Source organism: Methanolobus psychrotolerans, from assembly GCF_002243045.1.
GTDB lineage: Archaea > Halobacteriota > Methanosarcinia > Methanosarcinales > Methanosarcinaceae > Methanolobus > Methanolobus psychrotolerans.
In genome coordinates, this window is the sequence record NZ_MBKP01000021.1 from 43216 (window position 1) to 64235 (window position 21020).

At 44.0% G+C, this 21020-nt stretch carries 21 protein-coding genes and 1 tRNA gene; 10 read left to right on the plus strand and 12 right to left on the minus strand.

What is annotated here, in order from left to right:
* Window positions 1-7: 7 nt before the first annotated feature.
* The 11 genes from rpoB to coaBC all read right to left on the minus strand — a co-directional run bounded on the left by rpoB (window position 8) and on the right by coaBC (window position 11396).
* Window positions 8-1822 carry a DNA-directed RNA polymerase subunit B gene (gene rpoB, locus BB781_RS08750; protein ID WP_094228117.1) on the minus strand — a complete coding sequence of 605 codons (1815 nt, stop codon included), beginning with the start codon at window positions 1820-1822 and terminating at the stop codon, window positions 8-10.
* A complete protein-coding gene (locus BB781_RS08755; protein WP_094228118.1) occupies window positions 1815-3437 on the minus strand; it encodes a DNA-directed RNA polymerase subunit B'' in 1623 nt (540 codons plus the stop codon). Before BB781_RS08755 ends, rpoB begins: the two co-directional genes overlap by 8 nt.
* Window positions 3438-3541: 104 nt before the next feature.
* Entirely contained in the window at window positions 3542-3778 is a 237-nt protein-coding gene (locus tag BB781_RS08760; protein ID WP_094228119.1) for a DNA-directed RNA polymerase subunit H, read from the minus strand.
* Window positions 3779-3830: 52 nt separating this feature from the next.
* Window positions 3831-3907, minus strand: a tRNA-Lys gene (locus tag BB781_RS08765).
* A gap of 322 nt (window positions 3908-4229) precedes the next feature.
* A complete protein-coding gene (locus BB781_RS08770) occupies window positions 4230-5465 on the minus strand; it encodes an adenosylhomocysteinase (RefSeq protein WP_094228120.1) in 1236 nt (411 codons plus the stop codon).
* A gap of 47 nt (window positions 5466-5512) precedes the next feature.
* Entirely contained in the window at window positions 5513-6811 is a 1299-nt protein-coding gene (locus BB781_RS08775; RefSeq protein ID WP_094228121.1) for an amidohydrolase family protein, read from the minus strand.
* Window positions 6804-7454: an HD domain-containing protein gene (locus BB781_RS08780; protein ID WP_094228122.1), complete on the minus strand. Its 651-nt coding sequence runs from the start codon at window positions 7452-7454 to the stop codon at window positions 6804-6806. The genes BB781_RS08775 and BB781_RS08780 overlap by 8 nt, the downstream gene beginning before the upstream one ends.
* Entirely contained in the window at window positions 7445-8215 is a 771-nt protein-coding gene (locus BB781_RS08785) for a 4-phosphopantoate--beta-alanine ligase (RefSeq protein WP_094228123.1), read from the minus strand. The genes BB781_RS08780 and BB781_RS08785 overlap by 10 nt, the downstream gene beginning before the upstream one ends.
* Window positions 8216-8237: 22 nt before the next feature.
* Window positions 8238-9182 carry a prohibitin family protein gene (locus tag BB781_RS08790; RefSeq protein ID WP_094228124.1) on the minus strand — a complete coding sequence of 315 codons (945 nt, stop codon included), beginning with the start codon at window positions 9180-9182 and terminating at the stop codon, window positions 8238-8240.
* 75 nt (window positions 9183-9257) lie between these two features.
* Complete coding sequence (locus BB781_RS08795; RefSeq protein WP_094228125.1) at window positions 9258-10151, minus strand: pantoate kinase; 894 nt, start codon at window positions 10149-10151, stop codon at window positions 9258-9260.
* Complete coding sequence (gene coaBC / locus BB781_RS08800) at window positions 10152-11396, minus strand: bifunctional phosphopantothenoylcysteine decarboxylase/phosphopantothenate--cysteine ligase CoaBC (RefSeq protein ID WP_094228126.1); 1245 nt, start codon at window positions 11394-11396, stop codon at window positions 10152-10154.
* Between the two features lie 256 nt (window positions 11397-11652).
* Here coaBC and BB781_RS08805 point away from each other — a divergent pair, with 256 nt between their 5' ends.
* The gene (locus BB781_RS08805) at window positions 11653-12192 is read left to right on the plus strand and encodes a GNAT family N-acetyltransferase (RefSeq protein ID WP_094228127.1); all 540 of its coding nucleotides are present in this window, start codon (window positions 11653-11655) and stop codon (window positions 12190-12192) included.
* A gap of 32 nt (window positions 12193-12224) precedes the next feature.
* A complete protein-coding gene (locus tag BB781_RS08810; protein ID WP_164997832.1) occupies window positions 12225-13283 on the plus strand; it encodes an endo alpha-1,4 polygalactosaminidase in 1059 nt (352 codons plus the stop codon).
* Between the two features lie 176 nt (window positions 13284-13459).
* Here BB781_RS08810 and BB781_RS15720 read toward each other — a convergent pair whose 3' ends face one another.
* Complete coding sequence (locus BB781_RS15720) at window positions 13460-13612, minus strand: hypothetical protein (protein ID WP_164997833.1); 153 nt, start codon at window positions 13610-13612, stop codon at window positions 13460-13462.
* A 158-nt stretch (window positions 13613-13770) separates the two neighbouring features.
* Here BB781_RS15720 and BB781_RS08815 point away from each other — a divergent pair, with 158 nt between their 5' ends.
* The 8 genes from BB781_RS08815 to BB781_RS08850 all read left to right on the plus strand — a co-directional run bounded on the left by BB781_RS08815 (window position 13771) and on the right by BB781_RS08850 (window position 20998).
* Window positions 13771-14604, plus strand: a complete 834-nt coding sequence (locus BB781_RS08815) for a formylglycine-generating enzyme family protein (RefSeq protein WP_094228128.1) — start codon at window positions 13771-13773, stop codon at window positions 14602-14604.
* Window positions 14605-14736: 132 nt separating this feature from the next.
* Window positions 14737-15762 carry a Vms1/Ankzf1 family peptidyl-tRNA hydrolase gene (locus tag BB781_RS08820; protein WP_094228129.1) on the plus strand — a complete coding sequence of 342 codons (1026 nt, stop codon included), beginning with the start codon at window positions 14737-14739 and terminating at the stop codon, window positions 15760-15762.
* 14 nt (window positions 15763-15776) lie between these two features.
* A complete protein-coding gene (locus BB781_RS08825) occupies window positions 15777-16343 on the plus strand; it encodes a DUF7109 family protein (protein WP_094228130.1) in 567 nt (188 codons plus the stop codon).
* Window positions 16344-16373: 30 nt separating this feature from the next.
* On the plus strand, window positions 16374-17165 hold the full coding sequence (locus BB781_RS08830) for a 23S rRNA (uridine(2552)-2'-O)-methyltransferase (RefSeq protein ID WP_094228131.1): 792 nt from the start codon (window positions 16374-16376) through the stop codon (window positions 17163-17165).
* 133 nt (window positions 17166-17298) lie between these two features.
* Entirely contained in the window at window positions 17299-18306 is a 1008-nt protein-coding gene (locus tag BB781_RS08835) for a tetratricopeptide repeat protein (protein ID WP_094228132.1), read from the plus strand.
* Between the two features lie 277 nt (window positions 18307-18583).
* A complete protein-coding gene (locus BB781_RS08840) occupies window positions 18584-19222 on the plus strand; it encodes a histidinol phosphate phosphatase domain-containing protein (RefSeq protein ID WP_094228133.1) in 639 nt (212 codons plus the stop codon).
* 23 nt (window positions 19223-19245) lie between these two features.
* Window positions 19246-19893: a cyclase family protein gene (locus tag BB781_RS08845; RefSeq protein WP_094228134.1), complete on the plus strand. Its 648-nt coding sequence runs from the start codon at window positions 19246-19248 to the stop codon at window positions 19891-19893.
* A 226-nt stretch (window positions 19894-20119) separates the two neighbouring features.
* Complete coding sequence (locus tag BB781_RS08850) at window positions 20120-20998, plus strand: archaellin/type IV pilin N-terminal domain-containing protein (RefSeq protein WP_094228135.1); 879 nt, start codon at window positions 20120-20122, stop codon at window positions 20996-20998.
* Window positions 20999-21020 lie beyond the last annotated feature (22 nt).

Sequence of the window (21020 nt, forward strand, 5' to 3'; positions counted from 1 at the left end):
TCACCCCTTATACAGCATCCTCAAGTTGTAGTCTTGGAGCCACACCAAGGGATTTGATTTCATCAAGCAGCAGTTTGAATGCGTAACTCATGTCCACAGGGTGGATGTCAGTCTCAGCACCACAGTTCGCGCAGTACCTTATGTTTCTCTTCCTATCAAAAGTTGCAATCATTCCGCAGTGTCCGCAGACCAGTTCCGTTACCTTGTCTGATTCATCAAGCAATCTTTCTTTCAGGGTCATTGCAGCACCGTGTCCGATAAGCACATCACGCTCCATTTCTCCGAAACGCAGACCTCCTTCACGGGCACGACCTTCTGTTGGCTGTCTTGTAAGCACCTGTACCGGCCCGCGTGACCTGGCGTGTATCTTGGATGCTACCATGTGATGCAGTTTCTGGTAAAGGATAACTCCGACAAACACGTCTGCCTGGATCTTCTTGCCGGTTACGCCGTCAGAGAACACTTCCTTGCCGGTATGTGCAAATCCCTGAGCTTTCAATCCTGCACGCAGGTCATCTTCGTTCTCTCCGGAGAATGCAGTTGCATTGATCCTTCTTCCTTCCATCGATCCTACTTTGCCACCAATCATCTCAAGCACGTGACCTACTGTCATACGTGAAGGGATGGCGTGTGGGTTGATCACAAGGTCAGGTACAAGTCCCATCTCTGTAAATGGCATGTCTGCAAAAGGTACTATAAGGCCGATAACTCCTTTCTGTCCGTGCCTTGATGCGAACTTATCACCAATTTCGGGGATTCTCTGGTCCCTTATCTTCACTTTTGCAAGACGTGTTCCGTTAATTGATTCGGTAAGAATTACAGTATCTACTACTCCTTTCTCATTGGAACGCATGGTAATTGCACTTTCCCTGCGCTGCTCAACAGTGATTCCAAAATCGGACTGTTCTTCAAGGAAACGTGGCGGACTGGTCTTTCCGATAAGTACATCATTCGGACCGACGATCGTCTCAGGATTCACAAGACCATCAATATCAAGATTCGCATAGGATTCAGGACTGCGAGCGCCTCTGAACTCGGAGTCAGGTATTTCAAACTTGTCTTCCTGTCCGCCGGGGTAACGTCTCTCTTCCCCTTCGAATGTCCTGAGGAAATGACTTCTTCCAAGACCTCTTTCGATGGAACCTTTGTTAAAGACCAGAGCATCTTCAATATTGTGTCCTTCGTAGGACATGACAGCTACTACAAAGTTCTGTCCTGCCGGCCTGTCGTCAAAGTGGATCGACTCGCAGGTTTGTGTCCTGACCATTGCCTTTTGCGGGTAGTGTAAAACATGTGCACGGGTATCTGGCCTGAGCTTGATGTTAGATGTTGAAACACCTATACACTGCTTAACCATCGCTGCACCCATTGTGTTACGCGGGGAAGCATTGTGTTCAGGGTATGGTACCATTCCCGTACAGATACCTAACATAAGTCCCGGGTTGATTTCCATATGTGTGTGCTTGCCAGTGATGTGATCCCTGTAAAGCGCTATGAATGCATTCTCCTCTTCTTCGGAATCGAGGTACTCTATTTTTCCTGCCTTTGTCATTTCAGAGTAAGACATCTTGCCTTCTGCAAGCAGTCCCTCCTCTTCTACTGATACACGTGCTTCACCATTCGTCACAATTATTAGCGGTCTTCTTGCACGACCCATATCTGTGTTGATTAGTATTTCATGTATATCTTCGTAATAAGTGACATTGACCTGATTTGAAATAATTCCTGACCTGCGTTGTTCCCTGACATTTTCAATCAGTTCTACCGGGTCTGTATGGGTTCCTACGAGTTCTCCGTTAAGGAAAACTTTAGCTTCATTCATCGAGAAGTCCTCCCATGTCATCTAATGAATCTGAATAGTTCGTGTATCCGATTGGTTCTGGTTTATCCTCGTCTGCTATGTGTCTCACTTCCAGATCTTCCATGAAATCATCAAGCTCTTCATCATACTCAGGAAGCGCTTTCAGGGATGAGTTAAGGACCACCTTTACAACACCAAGGTCATAGAGGTTGCTCTTTATCTTTTTATCTTCTTCAGTGCCTGTTGAAAGCTCTACCATTTGCGCAAAGTTCTTCACAAGGCCACAATTTGGACCTTCGGGGGTTTCCGAAGGACAAAGCCTGCCCCACTGTGTTGGGTGCAGGTCACGGGCCTCAAAGTGAGGTTGTGCCCTTGATAGAGGAGATATTACACGTCTGAGGTGTGAGAGTGTTGAGATGTAGTCTGTCCTGTCCAGCAGTTGTGATACACCAGTCCTGCCTCCTACCCAGTTACCGGTTGCAAGGGGATGCTGTAGTCTGTCTGTCAGTACGTCTGCTCTTACAAGTGTGATGACATTGAGCTCGCGGTTTCTCATATTTGCTCTTTCAAGCTGATACTTTATGTCCCTTGAGAGTCTGTTAAATGCGACTCTGAACAGGTCTTCCATAAGGTCCCCAGTGAGTTTGAGTCTTTTGTTAGAGTAGTGGTCTTTATCATCCTGGTTACGTCTTCCAAGTGCAAGCTCGAAACAGGATTCTGCCATTCTTCCAAGGAAATTTGCCTTTGCAGCCCTGTCAGTAGGCTCGTTCCCAAGGTGTGGTAAAAGATATCTGTCAATAACGTAGTTGGCACGTTTTATCTGGTAGTCTCTTGCCTGTCCCGATGCAACCCTTGAACCTATCTTTTCCATAGCATCTTCGATGTTGTCAACCTCTGCCTCTTCGAGGTTTTCGAACATAAACTTCATAATCTCCGGATCAGTGGATACTGCCTTTACAAGCTCTTCATCAGTCTCAACACCAAGTGATCTCATGAGTGTTGTGAAATTGATACGTCCTGAAATGGAAGGGAAAGATACTTCCAGAAGGGATTTCCTGCCTCTTTCTACAACAACAAGGGCTCTGTATCCTCTTCTCTGTGAGAATACTTTGGACACTTCTATGGTGTCTCCATATCTTTCACCTAATTCCGTGAGTATCTTATTCGGTGCGAGGTCTTCCAGGGTCATGACCACACGCTCGGTTCCGTTTACAATGAAATATCCTCCCGGGTCAAGTGGATCTTCACCGAATTTGACCATCTCGTCCTCCGTAAGATCAATGAGGTTGCATATATTGGATTTGATCATCACCGGAAGCTGGCCTATCTTCGCTTCCTGTGGCTCCTTTTCCTCATCGTTTTCCACAACACTCATCTGCAGGTATAGGGGTGCTGAATAGGAGAGGTTCCTGAGTCTTGCTTCGTTAGGATACAGGTTCTCAATAGCTCCGTCTGCTTCTTTTACAACCGGGTTCTCTACGCGGATAGTACCTAGTTTTATGTATGTGTCTTCGAGGTCGGTTTCTATGATCTTCTGCTCATCGATGATCTTTTGCAGCCCTGTCTCCAAAAACTTATTATATGAATCGATGTGATGCTGTACGATCTTATCTTTCGTGAAAAACGAACGTGGGATCTGTCCTTTGGTTAACGCTATGATAGCACCTTCTTTGTGTGATTGTGATTTATATTATTGTAAAAAAGCCATGCAATATGGATTATAATATGAAATTCGCTTCTTCAAGCGATAACAAGTCGATAGTAAAATGCTTCGCCTGCGGTCTGGCTGTTACGAGTGATCCTAACAACGTCTCCCACCTGCGCCCCGATTTCCTGTATGACCGGATCAACAACCTTTATCTTGGGTAGTTGTTCCTTCTCAATTACATATTGCTTTAAAACAGATTTAAGTTCATCTTCCAACATAATCTCATGTTTCGGGATTAACTGATGGTCAAGCAGGCTAAATTTTCTCAATTGATTACTCCTCCCTCAAAAATGTGAACGTGAACACTCTTGTGCAAAGTGATGGCGGGCTCGTAGGGATTTGAACCCTAGGCCGTCTGGTTAAAAGCCAGACGCTCTGCCTGACTGAGCTACGAGCCCAATTTGTTGGGTGGATTTGCTGAGGCTGCTTCACGTTCATCGACTTCGGTGTAGCGGGGGATAAAAGCAGTTATGGTATATATAGTTTATGTGTCCCCCTTTATGTCGGGACTGCTATAATTAACAATAACCTACTAATACTTATATGTTTTTTATTAATGTGCCTTTAATTTAATCAAAAGCAGAAAGTTTATATGTGATAATTTCTACTTTTTACAAAGTATGTGCAGTTATCTCCACTCGCAAATCTGTATCCTTCTATTTAAAGCGATATTTTCGGTGTAGCAACCATAAAATCCGTTCATTTAATAAAAAAAGGGACTTAAGTCCCTGATTCCCAGTCATTCATATATGCTGTCTGTTCATCTGACAGTTTGTCAATGGTTATGCCCATGGACATGAGTTTCATCTCTGCAATTCCCATGTCCAGTTCATGAGGTACTGCATGTACTCCGTTGCTTAGCTTGTTCTCCGCGATGTACCTTACGCAAAGTGCCTGGTTTGCAAAGCTCATATCCATGACCTCTGCAGGATGGCCGTCACCTGCTGCAAGGTTCACAAGCCTTCCGTCTGCAAGCACATAGACACGCCTGTCCTTGAGTTTGTATTCCTTGATGTTATTCCTTACAGTCTTTACAGAACTTGCCATGGACTTAAGATCCTCAAGGTTGATCTCTACGTTAAAGTGTCCTGCGTTTGCAAGTATGGCACCATCCTTGATAACCTCAAAGTCTTCTCTGTTCAGAATATCCCTGTTACCTGTGGTTGTGAGGAAAATGTCTCCTATCTTTGCAGCTTCTTTCATTGGCATGACCTGGTTTCCGTCCATACGTGCTTCAAGCGCCCTTATAGGGTCTATCTCGGTAACAATTACGTTTGCACCAAGTCCTTTTGCACGCATCGCAGTGCCTTTGCCACACCAGCCGTATCCGCCAATGACAACATTCTTACCTGCCACAAGGAGGTTAGTTGTTCTCATTATGCCATCCCATGCCGACTGGCCGGTACCATAGCGGTTATCAAAAAGGAATTTTGTCATTGCATCATTGACTGCAATTACCGGCATCTTCAGTGCACCATCACGTTCCATGGCTTTGAGCCTGTGAATGCCTGTTGTTGTTTCCTCACAGCCACCAAGGATAAGCGGTAAAAGGTCAGTGCGTTCTGTGTGAAGCTTAAAAATAAGGTCTGCACCGTCATCTATGGTGATGTCAGGCTTAAAGTCAAGGACCTTGTCAATGGCTTCATAATACTCTTCGTTGCAGCAGTCATACTTTGCGAAGCACTGGATGTTCTTTTTTCCGTGAAGGGCAAGAGCAACGTCGTCCTGTGTGCTTAACGGATTACATCCTGTGATAACTACCTCTGCTCCACCGATAGCCAGTGTTTCCACCAGGGCGGCAGTCTTTGCCTCTACGTGTAAAGCCATGCCTATCTTGTGGCCTGCAAGAGGTTTTTCTTTCTCGAACTGTTCCCTGATGATATTGAGAACAGGCATATGGTTGCGAACCCAGCCGATCTTCATGTTGCCGGATTCTATCATTTCAGTATCACTCATCTAAATTCTCCAGTATTATTCCAGATAAATGTCAATTAACAAACTAATCAACTGTTAATCTTCGATATAAGGTCTTTTGACCTTTTAATTGCAGCGTCTATTACTTCCTGCTCATCCATTGACAGGACCTTTCCATCTTCCATGAGGACCTTACCGTTCACGATGGTGGTCTTCACATCCTTGCCGCTGGCAGCATACACAAGGTGTGATGCAACATCATAGACTGGTGTCAGGTGAGCTTTGTTCATATCAACTATGATCATATCGGCGTTATATCCTTCCTTCAGCATACCGCTTTTAATGCCAAGCGCCTTCGCACCATTGACAGTTGCCATCGCCAGTACCGTGCGTGCAGGAAGTACAGTTGGATCCATTGTGCTGACCTTTTGTAAAAGTGCTGCGGTTCTCATTTCCTCGAACATGTCAAGGTTGTTGTTGGAAGCGCATCCGTCAGTTCCAATACATACATTAGCTCCAGCGTCCAGGAGTTTGGATACCGGGCAGATTCCCGATGCAAGTTTCATATTGCTGACCGGATTATGGGAGATATTGACACCATATTCTGCAAGTATCTTTATGTCGCCGTCGGAAAGCCATACGCAATGCGCTGCAAGTACGTCAGGTCCCCAGAAATCGATACCCTTGAGGAAGTGTATGGAACACATGCCGAAGTTCTCCTTCATATAGTTGAGTTCTGCTTCGGTCTCAAGGACATGAATGTGTATCTTGACATTATCCCTGACCGCATGCTCTTTAACTCTTATCAGGAAATCTCTGGAACATGTGTTAGGTGCATGTGGCCCGTACATTGTATCAATCCTGCCATCGGCTTTCCCGTTCCATTCTTTGACAAAAGCACTACCTTCTTTCAGCTCCTTATCTGCTTTTTCCTTATCGCCAAAATCAATCATGCCGTAGGAAAGTGCTGCACGGATACCTGCTTTGTCTACAGCCTGAGCAACCCTGTTCTCATGGATGTACATATCCGCAAAAGCGATGGTACCGGAACGTATCATCTCAAGGCATGCAAGCCTTGTGCCCGCATAAATATCCTCGTCCGTAAGTTTTGCTTCGGCTGGCCAGATGTGGTTCTCAAGCCAGTCCTGCAATTGCATGTCATCAGCATAGCCTCTGAAGATGGTCATACCTGCATGACAGTGAGTGTTTACCAGCCCTGGCATAAGGACTGATCCTTTAGCATCGATTACTTTCTCGGCACTGCATTTTGTGGATGTGCCTATCTCCTTTATCTTTCCGTTCTCAATGACCACCGCCCCATTCTCTATGTCTCCGACAGAGGGGTCCATTGTGAGGATATAAGCATTTTTGATTATCATATCAGCCATTATCTCTCTCCTGTGTTGTTTCTTCCTTTAGTTGCTCCAGATACGTCTGCATTATCGTAAGTCTCTGGTCTGCAATCTCCTTTGCTGTCTCTGTATTGAGCCTGTCCTTTATTTTGAAAGGTTTCTTCTCCATATACTCATAAAAGCCATCGAACGGGTCTTCCGTGTAAGCGTTCATGGAAGTCTCCTTCACAGTCCCGATGGTCTGTTTCAGTGTCCTTAACGCACCCATCGATACCAGGGAGCGGAAAATTCCAACAGCTCCAAGTGCATCTATCCTGTCGGCATCCTGCAGGATCTTAGCCTCGATGGTCTGTGCCTGCATCCCCCGGCTGAAACGGTGGCTGAGGATACATGATGCCACATGGTCGATGAGTTCTGCCTCTGCTCCGTTGTCATTAAGGAACTCACGTGCAATCTCTGCGCTGTACTGCGCATGATTCCCACCTTCTTCATGTTCCTTTACAATTCCCACATCATGCAAAAGGGCTGCAAGACGAAGGACCTGAAGGTCACCACCTTCTTTTTCATGTATCCTTATGCAGGTGTTCTCCACACGCTCGATATGTGACATGTCATGGGTACTTGGTTCACCTGCCAGTACTTTTGCAACGAACTGTCGCGTGGTTTCTATCAGATCCATGTGATACCCCTTTCTTCAGCTTTGTTCTTCAGATTCTCTCTCATAGTGTAGAGGGCATCCGATATGACCCTGTCATTATCATAGGCATCAATAACAGCCTGAAGGGAGTCTTTGCTTCCGCCTTTCATGTCCTTTGTGAACTGCACCATGTTGCTAAGTGCCCTTGTAACGTTATCTACAATGGTTATGGTGGCAGTCAGTGATGTCCTGGAAAGGGGATTCAGGTCAATTGCAATAACGGTCTTTCCCATTTCCACAAGCTTCTTGCAGCGGTCTCCGTCTTCAAGGGGCACCAGCACAACGTCTGCAGTGAAAATACCTTCTTCATCAACGATTGCCCTGTCGTGTGAAAGGTCAAGCCTCTTGTCGCCCTTGCCGCCAAGGACCACACCAGCACCGTGTGCCTTCAGATGTTCTGCAATCTTATGCACCCTTGCATCGCTCCTGTGGAAAAGGTTCACTTCCAGTCTTGCGCCCAGAACATCGGCAAGGGATACCATCAGGTCAGGCACAAGAGCTGCAGTGTTCCCATTCACGGATATTATGGGATTATCTGCAAGAAGCATGTGTGCAACAGCTGCTCTTTCGGCAATGGCTGCTGATTCAGTTGTCTTTTCTCCTATTATATAGTCAAAGGCTTCGCCACGTCCCTGGGCAACCAGTCCCTGCTTACTGGTGACTCCTATATTTACTCCTTCTACAATCTTCTCCCTTGTGATAAGGGATTCATATCGGGGGTGGTCCTTTGGAATTTCTGTCATTCAGTCCGTTTTCTCCTGATGTTTATTTGCTGGCATCCAGTATTATCCCCTGGTCTGTGGGGACGATCATCGTCTGTATTTCCTGTCCTTGCAACATCTGTATGTACTTGTAGTTTATGAGGTTGGGATTCTTTGCCAGCTGTTCGTTGATGATCCTGAGTGCTTCAGCTTCACCAAGTGCCTCGGCAATGGTTGCGTTTGCAACACCGTTGGCCTCAATGATCTTCCTTTCAGCCTCAAGCTGTTCCTTTTGCTTGACAAATATCATCCTCTGTGCTTCCTGATCAGCCTGAAGCTTAGCTTCAATTGCTTCAGCAACTCTGGTTGGCAGCACAACGTTCCTTACCAGTACTTCCTCCACAACTATACCATCTTTTTGCAAAGCTGTTGCTATGTTGGTAAGCATCTCCCCGGCCACTGCCTCCCTTTGCTCTCCATATACTTCCAGAGCAGTCTTGGTGGACACGACTTCACGTATGGATGATCTTATTGTTGGGCGTATGATCTTCTCTGCATAGTTAGTTCCCAGGGTCTGGTGAACGGTGCTGACCTCATCAGGTATCAGCCTGTACCTTACAGTAATATCCAGTCCTACAGTAAGTCCTTCTGCAGTGAGGGCTTTTATTTGATCCTCCCCCGCTGTCATTCTTTCATCCTCTACCCCGCTCATGGTGTATGTTTCACTTCTGACCGAGTATTTGGTTACACTGACCCAGGGTGGTACTATATGCAGTCCTTCTCCGAGTTCCCCTTCTTCCACACCACCGAACTGGTTGAATTTCACACCAACCTCGCCGGCTCCCACAGAAACAAAAATAGAACCGAACATTACTGAAAAAATAATCAATATAATGAAACCCACACCAATTAAGCGTGATATCTTTCCCACAATGGGTGGTATTTCTTTAATTGGGAAATCAGGTGTCCTTTTAGATGGCACTGGGTCCCATTCTCCTTCAACAACCATGTTTTTAGCCTCTCCTTTACTACTTATAACCGTTTTTATACTATCTATAAATGGAAATCTTAAATATGTTTTCACTCAGGTAATTTTTATGCTGCCAGTCCTTATCCTGAATCTGAGCACAGTCCCAAAATCCGAAAAGACATTTTCAAGCTCTTTTCTTAGTGATGGCGAAGGCATTGAAAATACTGTATTTCCAAGCATTGCCTGGGATGCTGTAACTCCGATAGATCCTGCTGCTTCAATAGCATCATTGACTTCATCACTGGCAAGCCTGCTCTGTATGGTAAACTCTCTTGAGCAGAGCATGAAATTATCAACTGAAGGCCGTCGAATTAGTTTTTTCATGGCTTCCCTTCCGGCAGCATTGATGTCCTTGACCGTCCCTGGGTTGCTCAGGACTGATTTTGTAGACAGTTCCCCGAGAACCACACAGTAGACATCTTCTTCTTTTGAAGGTATCCAGTCAACAGATGCTATGGATGGTGCTCCGGGTGTTTTTCGGATAAGAATCCCGCCGTGTGCCTGTCCTGTAACATCTCCCAGACCGCTGCGATTACTTACTTCTGCCACGTGTGCAATATCATTGAGCTGGCTTGCGGTAAGGTCAAGTGTTAGGGCGTGGTTCAGTGCATAGGCGGTTCCAAGTGCTCCTGCCCCTGATGCTCCGAACCCGCATCCTATGGGTATGTCAGACATGCTTTCAATTTTCACAGGAAATTCAGTGATGGTTTCCACAACAGCCCGGCTGGTATCTCCGGTGACCTTTGTTCCGTTGAGGAATATCTCTGTATCATCTATTTCTTCGCCAATTGTTACGGTGGTGTGAATGCCACCGTCAAGCACCACTCCGCATCCTGTTGAACCCTTTTTAATAGGGTCATCGTGGTCGTGTATCTGAAAAAAACCTGTAATATGGGCCGGTGCAAAAGCCTTGGCAGTCACATTATCTTTGTATGATTTGCATGGCATCTATTCTTCGTCCTTTGATGTTAGCAGTCCAGTTATCTCATCCATAAGGACATTTGCAATAAGACTTTTGGAACCTTCAGTATTGAGATTATCCTTTCCGCCGGAGTATATTATAGTAACATTATTAGTGTCAGCCCCAATGCCACCTTTGCTGACCTCATTGGCAACTATCATATCAAGCCCGGAACTTTCAAGGGTCTGCTTCGCCCTTTTAAGCAGCTCTTCCGTGTTCACTCCGGCTTCAGCCTTGAACCCGACTATCTTCACCTGCGGATACGCCTTTCTTGCTTCTTTTATTAGCTTGCGTGTGGATTTGAATGATAATTCAAGTCCTTCTCCAGATTTTATTTTCTGCCTGCTTGCATCAATGGTATAGTCTGCAATTGCAGCAGAACTTATGAGTACATCATATCCCTTTGCGAGTTCATCAAGTACTGCATCGGTCATCTGAGCCGCTGTTTCGATATATATCTCGTTGATACCTGAAACTCCGAGCTTGTTCCTGTGCACTATGGTGACATCAGCACCCCTGCGGTAGGCTTCAAGGGCCAGCTCATTCCCAGTCTTCCCGGATGCCCTGTTAGTAAGTATCCGTATAGGATCAATAGATTCCGCCGTAGACCCGCTTGTAATGAGTACCTTCTTCCCGCAGAGTGTTCTTTTTCCGATAGCCCTCTCAACCCCAAGTACGATCTCATCATTTCCGGCTATCTTTGCTATACCTTCTTCTATTTTCGGTCCGATGAAGTTGATCCCCCAGCCTTTCATTTTCTCTATGTTCTCCATGACAGCCGGATGATCGTACATGTCCTCATGCATTGCAGGCACTATCATTACCGGTTTGCCTGCACCGATGGCTGTGGTTGCGAAGGTGGTTACAGGTGTGTCATCTATCCCCGCCGCTATCTTGCCGATGGTATTGGCTGTTGCAGGAGCCACAAGCAACAGGTCTGCCCTGCCGAGGTTGCCAAAGAACTCCACATGCTCAACCTTTCCCGTGATCGCGGTGATGACCTCATTCCCGGTTGCATAATGCAGGGCCATGGGGTTGATTATCCACCCGGAAGCCTCGCTCATAACTGCATAGACATCTGCGCCCCTGCGGATAAATTCCCGGGCAAGTTCCACAGTCCTTACAGCGGCAATGCTCCCTGTGACTGCAAGTACGATGGTCTTGCCTTTCAGCGATTCTGATCTAGTGGATCTAATCCAGAGTGTCGGGTGTTCATTTGGAATCTGAGGCATATTCCGTCCTTATTTGATGAATAAGTGGATTTTAGTATTTAAAATGGGAAGGTTGTTTTAACATAATTCTTTATATTTATTTTCATTTACATTTGTGTAAATGAATTATCATCCCGCCGAAGGCGGCACTTTCCCATAATTCCAATTAATATTAACTTACGTAGGTACGTAATCAACTTTATAGAGCCCATATATTAGATTCATTCCCATCCACTTACGATAAATTCCAATATTATTGTTCCATATCATCCCCATTATGACCTCTCCCTTTGTCCCGCGTCCTGCAACCATCGCAGACAAATCCAAACTCTTGACTCTCTATCGTGAGGTAGCCTCAATTTCAGGTGGCATTATCCGTGAACCTCATGAGGTCACAGAGGAGTACATACACAAGTTCCTCACCAACAGTCTTAAAGATGGCATCATCCTCGTGGTTGATGATACTGAGAATGACCGCATAATCGCTGATCTACACACCTACCGTTCATCTCTCAGTGTGTTCTCACATGTGTTCGAGCACCTGACCATCGCCGTGCACCCGTCCTTCCAGAGACAGAGAATCGGCAGGATGCTTTTCACAACCATGCTTGAAACGGTAAGGAAGGAACACCCCGAGGTTCTCAGGGTCGAGCTGATCGCAAAGGAAAGTAACCACGCGGCCAGAAGCCTTTACAAGTCTCTTGGTTTTGTGGAGGAAGGCAGGATGGAGAAAAAGATCAGGAGAAAGGACGGGGGATTTGAGGCTGATATTCCCATGGTGTGGATGAATCCTGATTTTGAAGCAGGTAAATACTAACGTTTATCTTGTTCTTCCTATACTACTTATATATGGATTTGAAATTACTGGCAATTATTTTTCTCATTACGCTCATAGTCCTTACATCTGGGTGTTCAGGTAATGGAACGAATATTCCTGAGTCTCCCAAGACGAATGACCTTTCAGAAATCACTGAATCTGATGCTTCTGGAACTACCGAACCTTTCACATCAGTTTCAGACTATCGCCAGCAAATGCGTGATTTTGTCATCGGCATCAGCACTTACTCAAAACAGAAGAACCCGGATTTCATGATCATCCCGCAGAACGGTCAGGAACTTCTGACATCCGGCGGAGAGGCGGATGATCCGATTGTACAGGATTACATTGCAGCCATTGGCGGAGTTGGCAGGGAAGATCTCTTCTTTGGTTACGATGATGACAACGTGGCAACAGAAGAAGAAGATTCGGAATACATGGCATCGTTGCTGGATGTTGCCAGGGACAACGGTGTAGTTGTACTGGTAACCGATTACTGCTGGACTAAATCTTTTGTCAATGCTTCATATCGTGAGAATGCAAACCGGGGTTACATCTCCTTTGCTGCTGACAGCAGGGACCTTGATACGATCCCGGATTATCCAGCAGAGCCATACAATGTCAACAGTAACGACATTCAATCTCTTGATGATGCTGAGAACTTCCTGTACATCATCAATCCGGAGGAATCTGGCAGCAAGGAAGAGTTTCTGGAAAGCTTACAGGAAACTGACTACGATGTAATTCTTATCGATCTATTCTTTTATGATTTGCCTCTGACATCAGATGATATCTCTTCCCTGAAAACCAAATCAAATGGTGGCTCAAGACGGGTGATTGCCTACATGAGCATCGGTGAAGCTGAGGACTACCGGTACTACTGGGATGGATCATGGAGTACTGGCTCTTCTGAATGGCTTGAAGCTGAAAATCCCGATTGGGGGGGCAATTACAAGGTACGCTACTGGAATGAGGAGTGGCAGTCTGTCATCTATGGAAATGAGGATGCGTACCTGGATATGATACTCGATGCGGGATTTGATGGAGTTTATCTGGACATAATCGATGCGTTTGAGTATTTTGAGGAATGAGCAAGAGGCAGATTTAAGTCATGTGATAGGGGATTATAATCTATTGGAGGGAATACTCTGGCAAACTCAGATAAGGTCAAAAAAGGTGTTTTACTTGGAATCGGTGCAGGTGTTATTGACGTAATCCCAATGGTAATTCAAAATCTAACATGGGATGCCAACATGTCAGCTTTCTTTCACTGGGTGGTTGCAGGATTTATCATATCCACATCAAGCCTGAAACTATCTCCTGCTTTGAAGGGGCTTGTCATTTCCTTATTACTGCTTATTCCTGTAGGGATATTGATAGGGTGGAATAATCCTGTAAGTCTTATTCCTATGTTTATCATGACTGTTATACTTGGAAGCCTGCTAGGTTATTTTATTGAAAAGTATGACTGACATCTGAGCGCATGCCCGGACACCAGATATGATGCTGTTCTATGGGGTGCAAATAGATATCTATTAATATCATTATGCCTGAGGAAAGAGTCAGAGAGGCCTTATTATGCGGATAGGTACAAAACAAGTAATAATAATTCTGGCAGTTCTCCTGTTTGCTATTTCTGCAACCGGATGTACTTCAGATGATAATGGCAGTGACAATAAAGCAAGCAGTTCAACGGCAAGCAGTGGTGATCTGGGTGACGAGTTCACAAACTCCATAGGGATTGAATTCCAGCGTATCGAAGCCGGAAGTTTCAGCATGGGTACATCAAAGTATGCTTATTCCCAGCCGGTCCATGAGGTAAGGCTGCGAAATTCATTCTACATCGGTACATATGAAGTGACACAGGCTCAATGGAAGGCAGTCATGGGCAGCAATCCTTCAAGTTCCAAAGGTGACAACCAGCCGGTTGAAAGTGTTTCATGGATCGATGTCCAGGATTTCATTGACAAGCTTAATGAGCTAGAAGGCACCACAAAATACAGGCTTCCAACAGAAGCCGAATGGGAATATGCCGCAAGGGCCGGAACAAACACATTATACTCTTTTGGGGAAATTAATGAAAAAGAAGGACCTTTCCTGAAAGATTATGCCTGGTATCAGGTAAACTCCTATGACAAAACCCATAACGTAGGTGAAAAACTGCCAAATCCGTGGGGACTTTATGACATACATGGAAACGTCTGGGAATTTGTGCAGGATAGCTGGGTGGATAGTTATTCTGGCGCAAAAGAGGACGGCAGTGCAGTTGACAATGGGGTTAATTCCATGAGAGTTACCAGAGGCGGCAGTTACTCTAGCAAGGAAAATGCACTTTATACTGCATACAGGACAAAAAATGACCCTCGTGATGGTGATTCATCCACAGGCTTCCGTCTTGTGATGGATGCCTGAGTTCTTTTTTTTATTTACATTTTTCATTTTACTTTAGAATTTTAATTCTTTTGCCCATTAAGTTCATTTATGGTTGATATTCTCGTTTCATATAGGCAGATTTTTTACAGAGGAAGCTTTTATTGCAGTTAGATGGTCGAAAAAGACAAGGTCATTAACAATATCAACTATATCTTCAGAAAATATTCCGGTAAAGAAGAACTGGAGAACGTGATCAACAAGCTTCAGTCACACATACTTGAACTTGAGTTGGATGTGAAAACAGCCAATATCAGGTATGAAAAAGGTCTAGTTTCTGAAAAGAAAGCCATTGCAGCAAAGCAGGAGGCAGAAGAAAAGCTTAAGGTGGCAGAGGTAAAGCTCCTCACTATGGAGCATGAGCTTGAGAGGCAAAGGACTGATGCACCCGAGGAATTATCATTCACCCGTGTTGACCTGTTCAACAAACAGCAGACTGAAGAGTTCCTATTGTCCATTTCGTCTCTAAAGTACCCGGCAGAGTCCTTGCTTACGGTCTACATTGCTTCCGGAGATAAACTTGATAGCATAAAAGATAATGAAACCCTGGCCGACAGGTTAGACAGTGAAACTCTCACGTTGGTCGGGAAGATCGATTCATCCACAGGTTTTGTATTATTCCATTCACCTGATCATCTGGTAAATGAACTGATCGTTCCTCCTTTGCCATTGAAAAGGTCTTACTGGGATACCGGAGCCACTTTTGACACAACTCCTCTACTTTCCTCTCTAAAAGAAGGCTTAAGCGTGTGTGTTCTGGTTGCGCATGCAGGTGAGTCCTTTGTAGGCTGTTCACTTGACTCTGAAGAATTTGACTCATTCCAGATGATCAAAAGCAGTGTGAAGGCCAAGCATTCAAAGGGAGGTTTTAGCCAGAGGCGGTTTGAGCGCCTAAGGGGTGAGGATATTGCGCATCATATTGATAAGGTAAAGCTATCCCTTAAGAGTTTGCTTGACGAATTTGAAGGAAACCTAGATTACATAATCTTAGCAGGTGATCCACAGCTTGCAAGAGAAATAACTACAGATGTTCCTTTGTCTATTAATCAAATAGTCTCTTCATCTGATATTCACATCGAAAAACATAATATGTCAGATGTACTGAAACAGATTTTGGTATATCGTAGATATAGGTTCTGATGAGGTCGATCGATATGATAAGTAAAGAAGAGCTTTGTGGGGTAATAGATGCTCTTGGTGCCCTGACTGTCGTAGAAATATACACAGTTGCAAAAGAATTGTCCTTGCTCAGGGGCAGTGTTCCGCTAACTCAGCCGTCGATAAAAAATATATGTGAAGATGCTGAAAAGGAACATCTCATTGCTGTTGTGTCCTGGGAAGAGGTAGAAGGCCTGGAAGAGAATGATCTTTCATATTTTATATCAGGGCCGAATGCATTTCCTGAAATCCCTTTTGAACTGAGTGAGGTCATTGACATACTTGAGATGACAAAGAGAGAAGTTGATCTTAGCAGGGTGGCAAGCAGGTTTAGCAAGAATCTTCATAAAAGAATAAAGAACCTGGAAAGTAAAATAGATTCTATTAACAAGGGAAAGTTCCATCAAAAAGACCTCGAAAACCTTGAACACAGGTATAGTGATATACTGAACCAGTATTATGATTACAATTTCTGGCTTCCGGGTGACATGTCTGCTATTGGGGCTGAGATACAGGGGCTCAGTAGCAGGATCGAAACTCTGAAGTCGGCACAAGGTATTTGACTTTTAGGTATTATCAGGTAACTGATCCATATGGCAAGAGACAGGCGCGATAAATATTACTGGAAAGCTAAGGACGAAGGCTTTCGTTCAAGGGCATCTTACAAGCTTTTTCAGATAAATGGGAAACACAATATCATCACAGAGGGAGATACTGTGGTTGATCTGGGTGCGGCTCCCGGTGGCTGGCTGGAAGTTGCAAAGCAGCTATCAGGCGGACGGGTTGTTGGTGTTGACTTAAAGAGAATATCTCCGATCGATGGTGTTGAAACGATTGTAGGTGACATCACTTCTGATAAGACGATCGAAAAGATACTAGATCTTGTTGGGCATGCAGGAGTAGATGTTGTTATATGTGATGCTGCTCCAAATCTCAGTGGAAACTGGAGTCTTGATCACGGGCGGTCCATCGACCTTACAAGATCAGCTCTTGGATGTGCAAAGAAGATCCTTAAACCCGGAGGACACTTTGTGGTCAAGGTCTTCCAGGGCGATATGTTCAAGTTTTTCCTTGAAGAAGTAAAGAACAATTTCGCTTTCACGCGTTCTTATTCCCCACAGGCTTCAAGATCCCAGAGTGCTGAAATTTATATAGTCGGCAAGAAGTTCCTCACATCGCCTGTCAGGCGTGGCGATGAATTTGATGTTGAGATAAATGAACTCGGTTCAAGTGGTGATGGTGCAGTTCTGATAGATAATTTTGTTGTTTTTGTAAAAGGTGTTGATATTGGGGATTATGTGAGGATAAGGATAATGGATGTAAAACCTAACTTTGCCTTTGCAGAAGTTATTCGAAAACGAGATAAATCCATTCATCAGGTATGAAATTGCCATTTACACTTATATATTTAAACAGTATATTTTTTATACAAGATTAGCAAATGTACGTGTAGTACTTTATTGAACAGAACTACTTCCATCTAAAACAGGTTCTGTAAAACTTTAAGAATCTGGTCATATGAATGCGGAAATCCCTGCTCCTAAAAATCGTTCCAAATACCTTCCTGTATTCCTTGCCATTATCGTGGTTCTTGTGGCTGGCTATGGTTTTTTTGGTGACTATATACAACAGCAAAAAACATTGCATGAAATAGATTCTGCCTGGTGGCAGGCATCAGCACTGCGGGACGAAGGTAACTATGATCATGCATTGCAGGTCTACAATTCTGTATTCGGGATGATATCTTCAAATGAGTTTCCCCTTGAATATGGGATGAACAACTATTATCGTGGTAGAACTTACGACGAAATGGCTCTGACAGATACCGCAAATGCTTCAAGTAACCTGAAGAACAGTATATATGCCTATGATTCTTCCCTGAAATTCATCACAAAGAGCGCGTATCCGGCTGAATATGCTATGGTGCAGTACAGTCTGGGCGATGCGTACATAAAATTATACGCTTTTCATGATAATGAAGAGAATCTCAACAATTCTATCGGTTATTATATTGAAGCACTTGATTACTATTCCCTAGCTGTGGACCCTGTCTACTTTGCATCTATAAACAACAAGCTTGGTAATGCCTTGCGTAAGAAGGGCAATGCTGTAGGGGATGTAGGGAATCTTCAGGATGCTCTTAGTGCATATGATGAGTCTCTGAGAGTTTTCAGATATGGTACTTATCCTATGGAGTATGCGGGAGTTCAGAACAACCTGGGAAACCTGTATATTGAATTGTCCCGGTTCAGCGATAGAAAGAGTAACATAAACAATGCCATAGTTTGTTTCAATAACGCTCTTGAAGTGTATACTCTCGAAAGCCGTCCAATGGAGTTTGCTACTGTCCAGAATAATCTTGGGAATGCCTATTTTGTCATGTCGGAAATAGAAAATAAAGAAAGTAATGTTGAAATGGCTGTTGATGCCTATCATGAAGCATTGAATGTATTTACTCTAAATCTTTTCCCAGTGGAGCATGAAGGAGTAATCTACAACATTGCAAGGGCTTACAAAAGTATTTGATCAAATAATGAACAAAAATAAGCTACATGTTTTTAAAAAATGGATGTATTGATATGATGATCTGCTTATCTTTCATCTTTTCTGATTAGAGATTCATAGTTTTACGAATATTTTTATTTGTAGGCATTGCCTATAAATTAAGATTATTATAATCAATATTATAATTAATATTATTTTATTATTAGTTTTGTTTTCCTACGAATGACTTTATCTAATTTCAGGACATATAATAACTCATTCTCAGACTCAATGAGGTATTCTTATATGAGGTATTCTTATGATAGATATGCATACTCATTCTATTTTCAGTGATGGGGAGTTGATTCCCAGTGAACTTGTAAGAAGGGCGGTAGTTCACGGATACAGGGCAATAGGTATCACAGATCACGTTGATTTCACAAATGTGGAACATGTTATAAAAAACGTAAGCAAGGCCAAATACCTGGAGGACGAGTTCGATATCCGGGTCCTTGTAGGTGTGGAGATAACTCACGTTCCACCTCGTAAGATAGCTCCTCTTGCAAGGATGGCAAAAGAGCTGGGCGCTGAGGTCGTGGTGGTTCACGGTGAAACGATAAATGAACCCGTCATGCCTGGCACCAATGCTGCATCAGTCGAGCTTGCAGATGTGGATATACTTGCACACCCTGGCTTTATTACAATTGAGGAAGCTGAGAATGCCCGTGACAATGACGTGTGTCTTGAGATTACTGCCCGGAATGGGCACAACAGGACCAACGGTCATGTTGCAAGGATCGGCATGGAGGCAGGTGCTACTCTGGTAGTTGATACGGATACCCACAGCCCGGACAATCTCATTACAAGGGAGTTTGCTCTTAAAGTGGCCATGGGTGCAGGATTGACTGAAAAACAGGCGTATGCTGTTCTTGACAACTCGCTCCGTTTTCTGGAGTGAATCACTCTTTTTCTTAGTTTGAAATGCCAGGAAAAATAATAGACATAACCACCGGTATCTCTGCAGATACTCCGGTTTATGAAGGCGATCCAATACCGCTTATCGAAAAAGTTTCTTTTATCGAAAAAGATGGTTTTGTAGTCTCCAGGATTAGCATTGGCACGCATACCGGCACTCATGTTGATGCTCCTTCCCATGTATTTGAGAATGGGATAAATGTTGATGTAATTGATCCTGCATCGTTTGTTGGAAACGCTGTTTTGCTGGACCTTTCTTCCGGGGAAGGTTGCATTACCGCAGATGAGCTTAAAAAATGTTATGTGGAATATGCAGATGAATATAGTATCGATGTACTTTTGATCAAAACAGTAGCATTTTCAGGGTCATCGGGAATTGTGGCTTCCCCTAGGATGCTTGCGGCAACTGCTGGTGCCTGGATACTTGAACACGGATTTCGGGTAGTAGGAGTTGATACTCTTTCAGTTGACTCTGAATCCTCTCTGCCCAATCATCGTCTGTTTTTGCGCAATGGAATAAACATTGTTGAGCATTTGCACTTATCGGAAGTAGTTTCTGGCATTTACTTTTTTGTATGCCTTCCATTAAAATTGATTGGGTGTGATGGTGCACCAGCCCGTGCAATTCTCATGGAGAAATCCTGTTTTGTATAATCTTTTACAGTCGGCTATAATCGAGTTTACAGGTTATTTTAAATATAAGACACGTTATAACCCGATATATAAATCCTTATGGATATTAAGATGATACTATCTATAAGGACAATTCAAAAACATTAAATAACAGGATTAATATAGTATAACTAGCAATATAATCCTGTTACACGATTGCTAAAACGTTTCATGAGGGAATCGCACGAAAGCAAATCAGAAGCAATTAATGCACAGTGACAACCGTGCACAGGTAGGTATAGGTACCCTTATCATTTTCATATCCATGGTACTTGTAGCGGCAGTAGCGTCGGCTCTTTTAATCAAGACTTCTGGTGTGCTACAGCAAAAAGCATCCCAGACCGGTCAGGAAACAACACGTGAAGTTGCTTCCAATATGAGGATTGACCGTGTGGAAGGTGAGCGTGCTACATATACCACGGTGACGGTCACAGACGGTGTAGTTTCAGATGCCAATTTAAGTTGTTCCAAAGGTGAAATGGTTGAGTGGATCTCTTCTTCAGGGGCGTTTAATATTTCTGTAAACGGTGAAGATGCCACTTCAGTTGAGGATGGTTCCTATTATGAATATCGTTTCTCACGCGCCGGCTCTCATAATTTCACAGTCTCTGATACATCAGGCAGTACCTCAGGTACGGTTATTGTGAGCGATGCAGTTGACTATGGCCAGATAACAAAGTTACATATCTCTGTATCTCTTGGTCCAGGTAGTGAGGACGTTGATCTGTCACAACTGATTATTTATCTGTCGGATGGTTCACATGTTGCTAATATCCGATATGATACTGCAGATACAAGTGATGAGATACATTTGCCTACAGAGGAATATTTCTCTGTCAGTCCTATACGAACTCGTGATCAGACCGTTTTCAAAGCCACGCAACCGGTATTAAGGACAGGTGACATAATGGAAGTAGTAGTGGATATACGGAGAGTTTTCCTTGAAGATGACGAGGAGTATGAAGGTCTCGCCCCCAGAACAGAAGTTTCTTTCCAGGTAAGGCCGGAGGCCGGAGCTCTTGTAGTGTTTGACTTTACAACACCAGGTGCCTACTTCGATGAAAAGTACATCCTGCTGAGATATTAAAGATCATATAAAAAGTAAAGAA